Raw genomic sequence first — 15,524 nt, forward strand, 5'->3', positions numbered from 1 at the left:
CTTTGGTATACGGGCTTGGTATACCGCTATGGTATACCCATGAACCGCCGAATCGAACGCCGTCCCCGCCCGTGGCTGATGCTCGCGTTCGGCGTGCTCGCCCAGGCGAGCTCGACGGTGTTCGTCTCGACGCCGGCGTTCCTCATCCCGCTGCTTCACACCGAGCGCGGGCTGAGCCTGGCGCAGGCCGGCCTGCTGGCGTCCGCGCCGACCCTCGGACTCGTGCTGACCCTGATCGCCTGGGGCGCGCTGAGCGACCGCATCGGGGAGCGGTGGGTGATCGCGTCCGGGCTGGCGATCACCGCCCTGGCCGCCGTCGCCGCGATGTTCGTAGACTCCTACCTCGCTCTCGGCGCACTGTTCCTGGTCGGCGGGATGGCGTCCGCCAGCCCCAACGCGGCCAGCGGCCGGGTCGTGATCGGCTGGTTCCCGAAGGAGCGGCGCGGGCTGGCGATGGGCATCCGGCAGATGTGCCAGCCGCTCGGCGTCGCGATCGCTGCGGTGAGCGTGCCCCTGCTGGCGGCCTCGGGCGGCATCGCCGCCGCACTGGTGGTACCCGCGGTGCTGTGCGGGGTGTCCGCCGTCCTCTGCGCGATCGGGATCGTCGACCCGCCGCGACCGCCGCGCCGGGCCGCGGACGGCGAGGATGCGCATCCGCAGGCCGTGTGGCGGCCCTACCGCGAGACGTCGCTGCTGTGGCGCATCCACGGGGTGTCGATGCTGCTGGTCGTGCCGCAATTCACCGTGTCGACCTTCGGGCTGGTCTGGCTCGTGTCGCAGCTGCACTTCTCATCGCTCGCGGCCGGCATCGTGATCGGCGTCAGCCAGTTCGCCGGGGCGATCGGGCGTATCGGCATCGGCGTCCTCAGCGACCGCGTCGGCAGCCATCTGCGGCCGCTGCGCTGGGTGTCGCTGTGCGCCGTCGGCGTGATGCTGCTGATGGCGGCCGCGTCCGCCCTCGGCTCGGTGGCGGCGGCGGTCATCCTGATCATCGCGGCCATCGTGACCGTCGCCGACAACGGGCTGGCTTACACGTCCGTGGCCGAGATCGCCGGGCCGTTCTGGTCGGGTCGCGCGCTCGGGACCCAGAACACCGGGCAGTTCCTGGCCGCCTCGGTGGTGGGTCCCGCCGTCGGCGCGCTCATCGGCTGGGTCGGGTATCCGCTCGCCTTCGCCCTCGTCGCGGTCTGCCCGGCCGTCGCGGCCCCGCTCGTGCCCCGCGATCGGGAGCTCGCGGTCGTGCCCGCCTAGACTCTCATTCCATGCGCATCGACATCGTCACGATCTTCCCGACCTTCTTCGATGTGCTCGACATCTCCCTGCTCGGCAAGGCCCGGCAGTCCGGGCTGATCGAGCTCGGCGTGCACGACCTGCGCGATTTCACGCACGACCGGCACCGCACCGTCGACGACACGCCGTACGGCGGTGGAGCCGGGATGGTGATGAAGCCGGAGCCGTGGGGCGAGGCGCTGGACGGCATCCTGGACGGTGCCTCGGACCCGGTCGTCATCTTCCCGTCGCCGGCGGGCGAGGTGTTCACCCAGGCGACCGCGCGCGAGCTGTCGCAGGAGCAGCACCTCGTGTTCGGCTGCGGCCGCTACGAGGGGATCGACCAGCGGGTCTTCGACGAGACGGCGTCGCGGGCGCGCGTGCGGCTGATGAGCATCGGCGACTACGTCCTCAACGGGGGAGAAGTGGCCACGATGGCGATGATCGAGGCCGTCGGCCGCCTCATCCCGGGCGTCGTCGGCAACCCCGAGAGCCTGGTGCAGGAGTCGCACGAGGACGGGCTGCTCGAGTACCCGAGCTACACCAAGCCCGCCGTCTGGCGCGGCCGCGAGGTGCCACCTGTCCTGCTCTCGGGCAATCACGGCGCCGTCGACGCCTGGCGCCACGAGCAGCAACTCGCCCGCACCCGGGCGGTGCGCCCCGACCTGCTTCCCTGACCTGGTCGCTCGCTAGGGCGCGGTCAGGACGAGCGGCCCGTCGTCGGTGATCGCGACCGTGTGCTCGGAGTGGGCACCGCGCGAACCGTCCGCGCTGCGGAGGGTCCAGCCGTCGCGGTCGGTGTAGATCTCGTCGGTGGTCTCGAGGAACCACGGCTCGATCGCGATGACCAGACCCGGGCGCAGCGGATAGCCGCGGCCGGCGCGGCCGTCGTTCGAGATGTGCGGGTCGCCGTGCATCGTCCGCCCGACGCCGTGGCCGCCGAACTGCGTGTTGATCGAGTAGCCCTCCGCGTGCGCGACCGCGGCGATCGCGGCCGAGATGTCGCCGATACGTCCGCCGGGCTGTGCCGCCTGGATGCCCGCCGCCAGGGCACGCCGGGTCGTGTCAATGAGGCGAAGGTCCTCGTCGCGCGGCGTCCCGACCACGAGGCTCACAGCGGAGTCGGCGACCCAGCCGTCGACGGAGGCGGCGAAGTCGAGCGTGAGGAGGTCGCCGTCCTGCAGTCGGTAGTCGTGCGGCAACCCGTGCAGCACCGCGTCGTTGACCGACGTGCAGATCACCTTGCCGAACGGGCTCGCCCCGAACGACGGGTGATAGTCGATGTAGCAGGACTCGGCGCCGCGCCGGCGGATGAGGTCGTGCGCGAGCGCATCCAGCTCCAGCAGGTTCACGCCCACGCGGGCCGCGGCCGCGGTCTCGGCGAGCACCTCCGCCACGAACCGGCCGGCCGGGCGCATCTGCTCGATCTCGGCGGGGGTCCTCAGCTCGATCACACGGTCTCCTCTCGACGTACGGCTCCAGTCTCGCAGGTGCGCGCGGCAAACCCGCAGCCGCAGCACAGCCGCCGCTCGCTACGCTGGAGGCGTGTTCATCCGCAAGGCGTTCTACTGGTGGCTCTTCCCGTCCGCCGTGGTGCTGCCCGCGTGGCTGCTGATCGGCTGGGCGGCGTTCAGCCAGGGGAGCGGTTGGTCGTTCCTCGGGCTCCTGGTGCTGTGTCCCATCCTGTTCCTCGCCATGCTCGTGGTGGGCGGCATCGTCATGGCGCGGCGCAGCGTGCGCGAGCGGCGCGCCGTGTCGTGGTGGGATGTGCTCCTCATCGCGCTCTGGGACCTCACGATCGTCGGCTTCGGCTTCTTCATCCCCGGGGCGACCGGATGGTTCGCCGTCCTCGGGATCCTGCTGTTCATCGCCACCTTCTGGGTCGCGCTGTGGGAGCTGCTGAGAGAGACGCGCACCCGTGTGCAGGCGACATTCGCCGCCTATGAGCGGGCCGCGCGGCCGCAGGTGCCCTCCGAGCCGGCCACGCCGGTCGACCACGGCGAGTACATCGTGATCGAGGAGCGGCGCGACCGCGACTGACCGCTTTGGAGAATCGGCCCCTCGCATGGCAGAATTGATCCTTGTGCCGCGGCCAGGCTCTGCCACGGGGGAGCCAGCACTTCTCGCGGACACACCACAATCGAACCCAGACGGCCGATCCTCGCTGTGAGGCGGCCCCGAGTCCGTTCCCGACCGGTGGCGGGTACAGAGAGCGAACAGCCATGCACATCCTCGACCAGGTGGACGCCGCGTCCCTCAAGCAGGACATCCCCGCGTTCCGCGCCGGCGACACCGTCAAGGTGCACGTGAACATCATCGAGGGCAACCGCTCTCGTATCCAGGTCTTCCAGGGCGTCGTCATCGGCCGCTCCGGCGAGGGCGTCCGCGAGACCTTCACGGTCCGCAAGGTCTCCTTCCAGGTCGGCGTCGAGCGCACGTTCCCGGTCCACTCGCCGGTGATCGACCACATCGAGGTCGTCACCCGCGGTGACGTCCGCCGCGCGAAGCTGTACTACCTGCGCGAGCTCCGCGGCAAGAAGGCGAAGATCAAGGAGAAGCGCGAGAACTGATCTCGCCCGCTCCTCTTCCAGAGCATCCCGAGCCCCCGGTCCTGACATGGACCGGGGGCTCGGTCGTTTATCCTGGGGTGGTGATGACCCCGGTCTCCCCGTCGCTGCGGTTCGAGAAGTCCCTCTACCGCCAGGGAGTCACGTCGATCGTCGCCGTGGACGAGGTCGGGCGCGGTGCCCTCGCCGGACCGGTCGCGGTGGGGATGGTGGTCATCGACACGGCTGTGAAGCGCATCCCGCCGGGGCTGCGCGACTCCAAACTGCTGCCGGAGGCGGTGCGCGAGTCGCTTGACCCGCTGTGCCGCAAGTGGGCGATGCACCACGCCGTCGGGCTCGCCACAGCGGCCGAGGTGGATTCGCTGGGCATCATGCGGTGTCTCGGCCTCGCGGGTGCCCGGGCGCTCGCCCAGCTGGAGGAACAGGGCGCGCTGGTGCACGAGAGCACGCTCATCCTCGACGGGAACTACGACTACCTCAACCCCGCACTGATGCGCCCCGCGAAGGTCGTCACCCGCATCAAGGCCGACCGGGACTGCGCCTCCGTCGCCGCTGCCTCCGTGATCGCCAAGGTGCACCGGGATCGGATGATGATCGCCCACGACGCGGAGTACCCGGGCTACGGGTGGGCCAGCAACAAGGGCTACTCATCGCCGGAGCACTTCGCCGCGATCGCGGAGCTCGGACCGAGCGCACTGCACCGCCTGACCTGGCTCAAGCAGCCGACGCTGATGGACTTCGTCGAGGAACCTCTTCCACAGGTGTGACCGCTCGGACGCGCGCGCCCTCCATCCGGCATAGACTTGGCGGACGATGGATGAAGACGAGTTCGACGACTACGACCGCGAGGTCGAGTTGGCTTTGTATCGCGAGTACCGGGACGTCGTCTCGCAGTTCAAGTACGTGATCGAGACGGAGCGCCGCTTCTACCTCGCGAACGAGGTGGAGTTCGTGCGGCGCGACACCGAGCACGACTTCTACTTCGAGCTGACCATGAACGACGTCTGGGTGTGGGACGTCTACCGCGCCGACCGGTTCGTGAAGTCGGTGCGCGTCCTGACGTTCAAGGACGTCAACATCGAGGAGCTGTCCTCGAAGGAGTTCGAGCTGCCCAAGGAGCTCGCGCTCGACGAGTGACGTTCAGCGCTCGTAGGTGCCGGTGAGGCGGCCGCGGGCGAGGACGTGGCCGCGCATGGCATCCACTACCGTGGCCGGTCGGAGCGTGGCGTCCCCCGGGATCGGGCGGTCGAGGGCGTAGAGCTGGAACACGTAGTGGTGCGGGCCGTGGCCGGGGATCGGACGCGGGCCGTGGTAGCCCCGCTGGCGGAACGAGATGATGCCGTCGCCGTGAGCGGAGCCTGCGACCAGATCGCCGGGGTTCACCCCTGCTTCTTCGGCGTCGAGCCGTGCGACGGCGTGGACGATCGGGCGCGAGAAGGGCACGTCGCGGTCTTCGACGATGAGGACGAGCTGACGCGCCTCGGCCGGGACTCCTGACCAGGCCAGCGCGGGGGAGACGTTGTCGCCGACCGGGCGTCCCGCGGTGGTCTGTGGCATGGGCTCGCCGTCGGCGAAGTCCGGGCTGGTGATGGACACGGTCTCGGGCGCATCGAGGCCGTCCGCGTGCCAGGTGAGGGAGTCCTCGCCGGCGCGCCGGTTGCGGAGCAGGTGACCGAGCCGGGCCATGGGTGTCCTTTCGTCGGGGCGGGTCCACGTTAGTCGCTGGGCACGGGGTTTGCGTCCACAGGTCGTGACGTCGACGACTTCTTCACAGATCCGCGCCCTCCGGTCCGCCCACGGCCGCCGCTCGCGAGGCTGGACGCGGAGGTTCACATGGCACACAAAGACGAATTGGGACGCCGCGGCGAGCAGGTCGCGGCCGAATGGCTGCAGGAGCGCGGGTACCGGCTCCTCGACCGCAACTGGCGATGCCCGTCGGGGGAGCTCGACCTGATCCTGCGCGACGGCGCGACCCTGGTGTTCGCCGAGGTGAAGACGCGGTCATCGCTCGAGTTCGGACACCCCTTCGAGGCGATCACCTCGAAGAAGGCGGCTCGCCTGCGACGGCTGGCGGCCGCGTGGTGCCGGGAGCGCGGTCCGGGCTCGGCGGAGGTGCGCATCGACGCGGTCGCCGTGACGGATGCATGGACGGAGCGTCCGCTCGTCGAGCACCTCACCGGGATCGCCTGATGGCACTCGCACGCACCTTCGCCATCGCGCTCGACGGACTCCGCGGGCACGTCGTGGAAGTCGAGGCCGACATCTCAGCGGGCCTTCCGGCGTTCGTGCTGATCGGGCTGCCGGACACCGCCCTCGGCGAGTCGCGCAAGCGCGTCGGCGCCGCCGCGGTCAACGCCGGGTGCCCGATGACGCAGAAGAAGCTGACGGTCAACCTGTCGCCCGCGGCGCTCCCGAAGCAGGGCTCGGGTTTCGATCTGGCCATCGCCATCGCGGCGCTCTCCGCCGCAGGCACCGTTCCCGCCGACTCCGCGGCCCGCGCAGTGCACATCGGCGAGCTGGGGCTCGACGGCCGATTGCGGCCCGTGCCGGGCGTGCTGCCCGCCGTCCTCGCGGCGCGGGACGCGGGATTCTCGCGCGTCTTCGTGCCGGCGGCGTGCGCCGACGAAGCAGGCCTGGTCGAGGGGATCGAGGTCGTCGGGGTGACCGGCCTGCGGACGACGGCCATCGCGCACGGGGCCGACCTCGATCCGGTCGAGGAGGAGGCGGTGTCGTCCGTCGGTGCCGAGCAGGACGCCGTCGTCGAGCCCGACCTCGCCGACGTGGCCGGCAATGACGAGGCGGTGGAGGCGCTGGTCGCGGCGGCCGCCGGCGGTCACCACGTGTCGATGGTCGGACCACCGGGAGCGGGCAAGACCATGCTGGCCAAGCGCCTGCCGTCGCTTCTGCCCGACCTCTCCGATGCCGCGGCCCTCGAGGCCACGTGCATCCGTTCACTGACCGGCCTCCGCGTCGGCTCGGATCTCGTGCGCCGACCGCCGTTCGAGGCGCCCCACCACACCGCGTCCGCGGCGGCGCTCGTCGGGGGAGGCGGTGGGCGCATCACTCCCGGAGCGATCGTCCGCGCGACGCATGGCGTCCTGTTCCTCGACGAGGCCGCCGAGTTCCCGCCATCGGTGCTCGACTCGCTCCGGCAGCCGCTCGAGAACGGCACCATCACGATCCACCGGGCGCGTGGGGCGGCGACCTTCCCTGCACGGTTCCAGCTCGTCCTCGCGTCCAACCCCTGTCCGTGCGGCCATTGGGGCTCGCCGGACGCCGAGTGCACGTGCACCCCGATGGCACGCCGCCGTTATCAGGCCCGCATGTCCGGTCCGCTGATCGATCGCGTCGACATCCGTCTGTCCGTGCGCCGGATCGGCCTCGCCGCCGTGCGCGGCGCGCTGGCCCGGGGCGAGGGTCGTTCGAGCAGCGATCTCCGCGAGCGCGTGGCCGCTGCGCGATCGCGCGCCGCCGAACGACTGCGCGGCACCGAGTGGACGCGAAGCGCCGAGGTCGCCGGCAGCTGGCTCCGCGCCCCCGAACGCCGGCTCAGTGCGGTCGTCACCGCCCCGATCGACCGGGCTCTGGAACGCGGCATGATCACGATGCGCGGCTACGACCGCGCTCTGCGTCTGGCCTGGACCCTCGCCGACCTCGACGACGCCGCCTCGCCGGACGTCGACCACGTGGGCCGTGCGCTCTTCCTCCGCCGCGGGATGCCCGCGTGAACGCCGCATGCGGACGATGCGCCATTGCGCAGACCGTCACGGGAGGTGTCGCAACGCCCGAGCTTGAGAGATCCGGGCCCGCGGGTGCTACCGCCCCCAGGGCGCATAAGAACGCGGCGGATCGGGAGGCCGGGGTCGCTTCCGAGCCCAGAGGACCCGCCTCCTGCGACCGCACGGCCATCCCCGGGCTCGCCCGGCGGGAGCTCGAGAGGTTGCTGCTCGCCGTCCGTCCCGGCGCGGACGACGTGACCGACAGTGTGGCGGTCTCAGAGGAACGTTTCGCCCGTGCCGCGTTGAGCACTGCCATCGAGCCCGGCGACCTCGACGCCGGCTGGCTGGTCGACGAGCTCGGACCGGTCGGCCTGCTGAGGGCGATCGTCGACCGACCGGATGCTGTCCCGGCGGACGGGGACGCTCGACGTGGCGACAGATGCCTCCCGACATCCGAGCGGGCGGCCACCGCCTTGAGTGAGAGGCGGGCGGCCGACGCTCTCGCCCGCTGGCGTCCACGGCTGTCGCTCTCGGAGTCCATCAAGGCCGTGGAGCGGGCTGCCCGCATCGGCGCACAGCTCCTCACCCCCGATTGGACCTGGTGGCCGGAGGGGTTCAGATCACTCGACGAGGGTCCGCCTCTGTCGCTGTGGATCCGAGGAGACGGCTCCCGACTCCGGCACCTCGGGCGATCGGTCGCCCTCGTCGGCGCCCGTGCCTGCACCGAGTACGGCGAGCACGTCGCGATGGAGAGCGCCGCCGGCCTCACCGACCGCGGCTTCGCCATCGTGTCGGGCGGCGCCTACGGCATCGACGCGGCAGCGCACCGGGCCACGCTCGCGAGCCGCGGGCTCACCGTCGCCTTCCTCGCCGGCGGTTCCGACCGTCTGTATCCGGCGGGCAACAGCGACCTCCTCAAGCGTGTCGTCGCGGAGAGCGTGATCGCCGCCGAACTGCCCCCGGGGTCCGCCCCGACACGGTGGCGCTTCCTGATGCGCAACAGGCTCATCGCCGCTGCCGCCACGGCCACCGTGGTGATCGAAGCCGGCCACCGCTCCGGTTCCCTGAACACCGCCGGTCACGCGGCCCAGATGGGCCGTCCGCTCGGCGCCGTCCCCGGCAGCGTCCTGTCACCGGCATCGGCAGGCTGCCACCGCCTCATACGCGAGTACGCCGCCACCTGCGTGACGACGACCGACGAGATGGCCGAGCTCGCGGAACCGTTCGCCACATCACCGCCGCCCGACCCCGCACCTCCGGCAAGCGCCGGGACCGACACGACGGCGAACGGGGACGAGCGCGCCGTCCTCAGCGCCTTGGGCACCCGTCGCTCCGCCAGCGCAGACGAGATCGCCGCCCGATCCGCGCTGCCCTTCACCACCGTCGCCGCTGTCCTCGGCCGACTCGACCTTGCCGGCCGGGCACGGGAGAGCGCCGGCGGCTGGACGCTCATCGACGGGAGTCACCGCTGATGCGCAAGAGGCGACGAGCGAGGGCTCCTGCCCGAGCCACAAGCCCCGGCGCCGAGACCGGGCACCGAAGAGCGGACTCGGGATGTCGCATCCGACTTGCAGAGCTCCACCGGCTGCGCAGCGATGCTCGAAGCGTCGCGCGTCGCTGCGTCGCGGCGAGGCAGGGGGGAGCGAAGCTGGGGGAGTGAAGCTTGGTCCCGCCATCGACGACTACGAGCGCCACTTGCGGGTGGAGCGCGGGTACTCGCCGCAGACCATTCGGGCCTACCGCGCCGACCTGACGGCGCTCGCTGCCTTCGCCGCCGAGCGCGGCGTCGACTCGCCGTCGGGGCTCACCCTGGATCTCTATCGCGACTGGCTGTGGGACGGTTCCCAGCGCGGACTCGCCAAGTCGACCCTCGCTCGTCGATCCGCCTCCGCCCGCGGCTTCAGCGCGTGGCTGGCGCGCACGAGCGAGTCCTCGCCCTCGAGCCATGCGGCGGCTCCGCGCGAGGTGTCGTCCTCGGGTGAGACGTCGTCCTCGGGTGAGACGTCGTCCTCGGGTGAGACGTCGTCCTCGCGTGGAGTCTCAAGCGACCAGTCCTCCTCGAGAGACAACCCACCTTCTTGGGACCCCTCGGGCTCGAGCGACCCCTCCGCTGCGCCAAGCGGCGCACGGGGCGGAGAAGGGCAGGCTGCGGTTGTCGTGGACGCCGCCGCGCGGCTGCGGGCGCCGAAGGCGGACAAGACGCTGCCGCGGGTGATCACGCGCGACCAGATGGACGGCATCCTGGCGGGGCTCGCGGCTCGGGCGGATGAGGGCGATCCGGGCTCGGTCCGCGATCTGGCGGTCGTCGAGCTGCTGTACGCGGCGGGGATCCGCGTCTCCGAGCTGACCGGGCTGGACGTCGACGACGTCGACCTCGACCGGCTGACCGTCCGGGTGGTCGGCAAGGGGTCCAAGGAGCGCGTCGTCCCGTTCGGGGTGCCCGCGCTCCACGCGGTGCAGCGATGGCTGAGCGGAGGCCGGCCGCGATTCGCCGTGGCGGGGTCGGGGCCCGCCCTGTTCCTCGGGTCGCGGGGTCGCCGGATGGGAAGCCGCGCCGTGTACGAGCTGGTGGCGGGGCTGCTGGCGGAGGTCCCCGGCGGCGGGCCGTCGGGGCCGCACGCGCTGCGTCATACGGCGGCGACCCACCTGCTGGACGGCGGGGCGGACCTGCGCGCGGTCCAGGAGCTGCTCGGCCACGCGAGTCTCGGGACGACGCAGATCTACACGCACGTCTCCAGCGAGCGCTTGAAGGAGGCCTACCGCCTCGCCCACCCCCGCGCGTAGCCCGGCCCCAGCGGAAGCAGCACAGCGGGCGGGACGCGGTCGAAGAACAGCAGGGGCGACACGTACTGGCCATCGATACGGACGCCGACGTGAAGGCACGCGTCTCCGCAGTGCCCACCCGTCGCCGCTGTTCCCATGACTGCGCCACGCGCCACAGGTGCGCCGACCGGCACGAGCCCGACGACCGGTTCATAGCTCGAGAGGACACCGCCCCCATGGTCAAGCGTCAGCACAGAGCGGTCAACGACGACCCCGGAGAACCGCACGACCGCATCATCAGGGGCGGAAACGGTCGCACCCGTCACGACATGGAGGTCGATGCCCCGGTGGCCCGCGGAGTACGCGGAGGCCGGCGCGACATACGGCGCCACGATCTCCGGAGACGGCACCGGCCACGCCCACGAGGCCTCCGACGAAGCCGCCGCGTCGACGGCCGCGCCAGGCGGTCCTACCGCACCCACTTGCCCCACCGCACCCACCTGCCCTGCCGCCCCCGACGATCCCGCCACGAGCCACCCGGCCACGGCGATCGCCACGCCGCCAAGCACCCGCGCCCAGCGCATCCCCGCACCCAAACCGGACCACCCTCCCCACGGCACCCTGCCGACCCTGCCCCTCCAGCCTCCGGTGGCGGCCGCCCGGGCAGCCGCCGGCCCGAGAATCCGTGGACAACCCACCACTCCACACCCCTGTGACCGCACCCACCCCGTCGCCGGTTCTCCCCGGACGCTTCGCGGCGTACCGTGAGGTCTGCCCTCGTCGTGCTCCCGTTCAGCGGGCCCGACACGAAGACCGGGGGCGCGCACAACCGAAAAAGGGATGACATGTCTGAACAACGCAACGCATCGACAGCGACCACCGACGAGAACGCACCGAAGCCCACGGCGGCGATGCGGCGCAGGGTCACCGGACTGGCCATCGCCGCGGCGGTCGGCGGCTTCCTCTTCGGTTTCGACTCCTCCGTCATCAACGGGGCCGTCGACTCCATCCAGAAGCACTTCGCCCTCAACCCCTTCGTCAAGGGCTTCGTCGTCGCGATCGCGCTGCTCGGGTGTGCGCTCGGCGCCTACATCGCCGGCCGGCTCGCCGACCGGTGGGGACGCCTGCGCGTGATGCTGCTCGGCGCCATCCTCTTCCTGGTCAGCTCCATCGGGGCCGGTCTCGCGTTCTCCGTCTGGGACCTCGGCCTCTGGCGTGTCGTCGGCGGTCTCGGCATCGGCATCGCTTCGGTCGTGGCGCCCGCATACATCGCCGAGATCTCGCCACGGCAGTCGCGCGGCGGTCTGGCCTCACTCCAGCAGCTCGCGATCACCATCGGCATCTTCATCGCACTGCTCTCCGACGCGCTGCTCGCGGGTGCAGCCGGTGCGGCGTCCAACCAGCTGTGGCTGGGGCTCGAGGCGTGGCGGTGGATGTTCCTCGTCGGCGTCATCCCGTCCGTCGTCTACGGCATTCTGGCGCTGACCCTGCCCGAGTCGCCCCGCTACCTGCTCACCACCGGCAAGCGCGACGAAGCGCGCGCGATCTTCGCCACCCTCGTCCCGGAGAGCGACGTCGACCGTCAGATCCGCGACATCGAGCAGGCCATCGCCCAGGACAAGGAGGGCGCGAAGAGCACCCTGCGCGGCAACCGGGCGGGGCTCAAGCCGATCGTCTGGATCGGCATCATCCTCTCGGTCTTCCAGCAGTTCGTCGGCATCAACGTGATCTTCTACTACTCGACCTCGCTCTGGCAGGCGGTCGGCTTCACCGAGAAGAACTCGCTGCTCATCACGGTGATCACGTCGGTGACCAACGTCGTCGTCACGATCATCGCGATCGTCCTGGTGGACCGGGTGGGCCGCCGACCCATCCTCCTCACCGGCTCCATCGGCATGGCGCTCTCGCTCGGTCTGATGGCGATCGCGTTCACCTTCGCCACCAAGTCCGGGGATGCGGTGTCGCTGCCGAACCCGTGGGGTCCCGTCGCCCTCGTCGCGGCGAACGCCTTCGTCGTCTTCTTCGGCGCCTCCTGGGGCCCGCTGGTCTGGGTGCTGCTCGGGGAGATCTTCCCGTCCCGCATCCGCGGTGCGGCGCTCGGAGTGGCGGCGTCCGCGCAGTGGATCGCCAACTTCCTGATCACCGTCTCGTTCCCGCCGATGGCGGACTTCTCGCTGCCGCTCACGTACGGGATGTACGCGGTCTTCGCGGCGCTGTCGTTCTTCTTCGTCTTCTTCAAGGTTCCGGAGACGAAGGGCATGGCGCTCGAGCAGGCCGTGACCCTGTTCACCAACGCACGCGGCCGTCAGCGCGGACCGCAGGTGCGCTCCAGCGGCGACTCTGCCTGACGACCATTCCTGCTAAGATGTTCGAAGCACTCCGCTCGTCGGGGTGACTACGCGTGCCCGAACGTCCTGCGGTGTGATCCGCGGGGTCGGGACGCGCATCCACCGGTCTCCTCATCGCCCACGGTTCGCCGTGCGACGGCAGGGTGCGGATGCGCGCGGGGCACCAGGAGTGGCGGCCGCCGGCCGTCGCAGACAACCGCAACCAAAAGGAGAACGGCAATGGCCGTCGTCACCATGCGCCAGCTGCTCGACAGCGGCGTCCACTTCGGGCACCAGACCCGCCGCTGGAACCCGAAGATGAAGCGCTTCATCCTCACCGAGCGCTCCGGCAGCTACATCATCGACCTGCAGCAGTCGCTCGCGTACATCGACAAGACGTACGACTTCGTGCGCGAGACCGTCGCCCACGGCGGCACGATCCTGTTCGTCGGCACCAAGAAGCAGGCCCAGCAGGCGATCGCCGAGCAGGCGACCCGCGTCGGCCAGCCCTACGTCAACCAGCGCTGGCTGGGTGGTCTGCTGACCAACTTCCAGACCGTGTCCAAGCGCCTCGCCCGCATGAAGGAGCTCGAGGAGCTGGACTTCGAGGGCACCACCAGCGGCTTCACCAAGAAGGAGCTGCTGATCAAGAAGCGCGAGCTGGACAAGCTCCACAAGTCGCTGGGCGGCATCCGCAACCTGTCGAAGACCCCGAGCGCGCTCTGGGTCGTCGACACCAAGAAGGAGCACCTGGCGATCGACGAGGCCAAGAAGCTGGGCATCCCGGTCATCGGCATCCTCGACACGAACTGCGACCCCGACGAGGTGCAGTACCCGATCCCGGGTAACGACGACGCGATCCGCTCCGTCACGCTGCTGACCCGCATCGTGGCCGACGCCGCGGCCGAGGGCCTGATCCAGCGCCACCAGAAGCCCGAAGAGGGCGCCGAGCAGGCCGAGCCGCTCGCCGAGTGGGAGCAGGAGCTGCTCTCGCAGTCGTCCGACGAGGTCCAGTCGAGCGCCGAGACCGCCAAGGCCGCTGACGCCGACCTGGCCGAGGCCAAGGCCGACTCCGCCGACGCCATCGCCGAGGGCGAGGCCGACGCCGAGGCCGTCGAGGCCGAGGCGACCGACGCCGAGTCCAAGTAAGTCTTCGAGACAGAAGGTTCCAGTCAGAACATGGCAAACATCAGCATCGCCGACATCAAGGCTCTCCGTGAGCAGCTCGGCACCGGCATGGTCGACACCAAGAAGGCGCTCGAGGAGGCCGACGGCAACGTCGAGAAGGCCACCGAGATCCTGCGCCTGAAGGGTGCGAAGGGCAACGCGAAGCGTGCCGACCGCTCCACCAGCGAGGGCCTTGTCGCCGCCAAGGAGAACGGCAACGGCACCGCCACGATGATCGAGCTCGCCTGCGAGACCGACTTCGTCGCCAAGGGCGAGAAGTTCGTCGCGCTGGCCGACAAGGTGCTCGACGCGGCCGCGGCCGCCGGCGCCACCACCGTCGAGGAGGCCCTTGCGGCCCCCGCCGGCAGCCAGACCGTCGCCGAGCTCATCGGTGACGAGGCCGCCATCCTCGGCGAGAAGGTGGAGCTCCGCCGCATCGCCGTCGTGAACGGCGAGCACTTCGCGATCTACCTGCACAAGACCTCAAAGGACCTGCCCCCGCAGGTCGGTGTCGTGCTCGGCTACGCCGGCGACGACGCGGAGACCGCTCGCAGCATCGCGCAGCACATCTCGTTCGCGAACCCGACCTACCTCAGCCGCGAGGACGTCCCGGCCGACGAGGTCGAGAACGAGCGTCGCATCGTCGAGGAGATCTCGCGCAACGAGGGCAAGCCCGAGGCCGCGCTCCCGAAGATCATCGAGGGTCGCCTCGGCGCCTACTTCAAGCAGGTCGCCCTGCTCGAGCAGGAGTACGCCCGCGACAACAAGCTCACCATCAGCCAGGTGCTGAAGGAGTCGGGTCTCACCGTCTCCGGCTTCGCCCGGTTCAAGGTCGGCGCGTAAGCAGACGATGAAGGAGTCCGGATCGTGAAAACGGTCCGGACTCCTTTTCTGTGCGCCACCGACTAGCATCGACCAGAACCACACACGGAAGGACGCTATTCACGTATGTCGGCAGTCAACAAGAGACGCAGGGTCCTTCTGAAACTCTCCGGCGAGGCGTTCGGCGGCGGCCAGCTCGGCGTCAACCCGGACATCGTCAGCAGCATCGCTCGCGAGATCGCCCAGGCGGCCCAGGATGTCGAGATCGCGATCGTCGTCGGCGGCGGCAACTTCTTCCGCGGCGCCGAGCTGTCGCAGCGCGGCATGGACCGCGGCCGCGCCGACTACATGGGGATGCTCGGCACGGTCATGAACTCGCTCGCGCTGCAGGACTTCCTCGAGCAGGCGGGCGCCGAGACGCGCGTCCAGTCCGCGATCTCGATGACCCAGGTCGCCGAGCCCTACATCCCGCGCCGTGCGGAGCGTCACCTCGAGAAGGGCCGCGTGGTCATCTTCGGCGCCGGCGCCGGCCTGCCGTACTTCTCCACCGACACGGTCGCCGCCCAGCGCGCGCTGGAGATCAGCGCCGACGTGGTGCTCGTCGCCAAGAACGGCGTCGACGGCATGTACGACGACGACCCGCGCACCAACCCGGACGCCCGCAAGATCGACCAGATCACGCACCAGGAGGCGCTGCAGCAGAACCTGAAGGCGGTGGACTCCACCGCGCTCAGCCTCTGCATGGACAACGGCATGCCGATGCGCATCTTCGGTATCGAGCCGGCCGGCAATGTCACCGCTGCGCTGCTCGGCGCCGAGATCGGGACACTGCTCGGCTGAGCCGGGCGGCCTCGCAATAGACTAGACACCGAACCACCGATCTGAAGGAG

The 15,524-nt window shown here is 70.5% G+C and carries 17 protein-coding genes; 14 read left to right on the forward strand and 3 right to left on the reverse strand.

Translation table 11 applies throughout. From position 1 onward, the window contains the following. Positions 1-39: 39 nt before the first annotated feature. Both AB0P25_RS15605 and trmD read left to right on the forward strand, forming a co-directional pair. A complete protein-coding gene (locus AB0P25_RS15605) occupies positions 40-1,251 on the forward strand; it encodes an MFS transporter (RefSeq protein ID WP_363808512.1) in 1,212 nt (403 codons plus the stop codon). An 11-nt stretch (positions 1,252-1,262) separates the two neighbouring features. Continuing rightward, positions 1,263-1,946, forward strand: a complete 684-nt coding sequence (gene trmD, locus AB0P25_RS15610; protein ID WP_363808513.1) for a tRNA (guanosine(37)-N1)-methyltransferase TrmD — start codon at positions 1,263-1,265, stop codon at positions 1,944-1,946. 12 nt (positions 1,947-1,958) lie between these two features. Here the strand turns inward: trmD and map are convergent, their stop codons facing one another. Beyond that, positions 1,959-2,723, reverse strand: coding sequence for a type I methionyl aminopeptidase (gene map / locus AB0P25_RS15615; RefSeq protein WP_064108756.1), 765 nt, complete (start codon positions 2,721-2,723; stop codon positions 1,959-1,961). A gap of 91 nt (positions 2,724-2,814) precedes the next feature. Here map and AB0P25_RS15620 point away from each other — a divergent pair, with 91 nt between their 5' ends. The 4 genes from AB0P25_RS15620 (at position 2,815) to AB0P25_RS15635 (ending at position 4,973) form a co-directional block, all read left to right on the forward strand. Next, entirely contained in the window at positions 2,815-3,309 is a 495-nt protein-coding gene (locus tag AB0P25_RS15620) for a hypothetical protein (RefSeq protein ID WP_363808515.1), read from the forward strand. Between the two features lie 182 nt (positions 3,310-3,491). After that, entirely contained in the window at positions 3,492-3,839 is a 348-nt protein-coding gene (rplS, locus tag AB0P25_RS15625) for a 50S ribosomal protein L19 (protein WP_064108758.1), read from the forward strand. An 83-nt stretch (positions 3,840-3,922) separates the two neighbouring features. Beyond that, positions 3,923-4,603, forward strand: coding sequence for a ribonuclease HII (locus tag AB0P25_RS15630; RefSeq protein ID WP_363808518.1), 681 nt, complete (start codon positions 3,923-3,925; stop codon positions 4,601-4,603). Between the two features lie 46 nt (positions 4,604-4,649). Next, complete coding sequence (locus AB0P25_RS15635; RefSeq protein ID WP_018190696.1) at positions 4,650-4,973, forward strand: DUF2469 family protein; 324 nt, start codon at positions 4,650-4,652, stop codon at positions 4,971-4,973. Positions 4,974-4,976: 3 nt separating this feature from the next. On the opposite strand, the gene AB0P25_RS15640 is transcribed toward AB0P25_RS15635, so the two are convergent. Further along, a complete protein-coding gene (locus AB0P25_RS15640) occupies positions 4,977-5,522 on the reverse strand; it encodes a YbhB/YbcL family Raf kinase inhibitor-like protein (RefSeq protein ID WP_363808521.1) in 546 nt (181 codons plus the stop codon). Positions 5,523-5,669: 147 nt separating this feature from the next. Between AB0P25_RS15640 and AB0P25_RS15645 the strand changes: the two genes are divergently transcribed. The 4 genes from AB0P25_RS15645 to AB0P25_RS15660 all read left to right on the forward strand — a co-directional run bounded on the left by AB0P25_RS15645 (position 5,670) and on the right by AB0P25_RS15660 (position 10,339). Then, positions 5,670-6,026, forward strand: coding sequence for a YraN family protein (locus AB0P25_RS15645; protein ID WP_363808522.1), 357 nt, complete (start codon positions 5,670-5,672; stop codon positions 6,024-6,026). Next, entirely contained in the window at positions 6,026-7,564 is a 1,539-nt protein-coding gene (locus AB0P25_RS15650) for a YifB family Mg chelatase-like AAA ATPase (protein WP_363808524.1), read from the forward strand. Before AB0P25_RS15645 ends, AB0P25_RS15650 begins: the two co-directional genes overlap by 1 nt. Before the next feature lie 293 nt (positions 7,565-7,857). Beyond that, complete coding sequence (gene dprA, locus AB0P25_RS15655) at positions 7,858-9,027, forward strand: DNA-processing protein DprA (RefSeq protein WP_363808526.1); 1,170 nt, start codon at positions 7,858-7,860, stop codon at positions 9,025-9,027. A gap of 184 nt (positions 9,028-9,211) precedes the next feature. Continuing rightward, positions 9,212-10,339, forward strand: coding sequence for a tyrosine recombinase XerC (locus AB0P25_RS15660; RefSeq protein ID WP_363808529.1), 1,128 nt, complete (start codon positions 9,212-9,214; stop codon positions 10,337-10,339). On the opposite strand, the gene AB0P25_RS15665 is transcribed toward AB0P25_RS15660, so the two are convergent. Continuing rightward, positions 10,312-10,902 carry a M23 family metallopeptidase gene (locus tag AB0P25_RS15665; protein WP_363808532.1) on the reverse strand — a complete coding sequence of 197 codons (591 nt, stop codon included), beginning with the start codon at positions 10,900-10,902 and terminating at the stop codon, positions 10,312-10,314. The two genes, AB0P25_RS15660 and AB0P25_RS15665, sit on opposite strands and share 28 nt — an antisense overlap. A gap of 261 nt (positions 10,903-11,163) precedes the next feature. Between AB0P25_RS15665 and AB0P25_RS15670 the strand changes: the two genes are divergently transcribed. The 4 genes from AB0P25_RS15670 to pyrH all read left to right on the forward strand — a co-directional run bounded on the left by AB0P25_RS15670 (position 11,164) and on the right by pyrH (position 15,474). Next, positions 11,164-12,666 carry a sugar porter family MFS transporter gene (locus AB0P25_RS15670; protein ID WP_363808534.1) on the forward strand — a complete coding sequence of 501 codons (1,503 nt, stop codon included), beginning with the start codon at positions 11,164-11,166 and terminating at the stop codon, positions 12,664-12,666. 219 nt (positions 12,667-12,885) lie between these two features. Then, positions 12,886-13,794 carry a 30S ribosomal protein S2 gene (gene rpsB / locus AB0P25_RS15675; protein WP_363808536.1) on the forward strand — a complete coding sequence of 303 codons (909 nt, stop codon included), beginning with the start codon at positions 12,886-12,888 and terminating at the stop codon, positions 13,792-13,794. Positions 13,795-13,824: 30 nt separating this feature from the next. Then, positions 13,825-14,655, forward strand: a complete 831-nt coding sequence (gene tsf / locus AB0P25_RS15680; protein WP_064108766.1) for a translation elongation factor Ts — start codon at positions 13,825-13,827, stop codon at positions 14,653-14,655. 105 nt (positions 14,656-14,760) lie between these two features. After that, entirely contained in the window at positions 14,761-15,474 is a 714-nt protein-coding gene (gene pyrH, locus AB0P25_RS15685; protein WP_064108767.1) for a UMP kinase, read from the forward strand. Positions 15,475-15,524 lie beyond the last annotated feature (50 nt).

Origin of the sequence: Leifsonia sp. NPDC077715 (genome assembly GCF_040686855.1) — a bacterium.
In the GTDB taxonomy this organism is placed as follows: Bacteria; Actinomycetota; Actinomycetes; order Actinomycetales; family Microbacteriaceae; genus Leifsonia.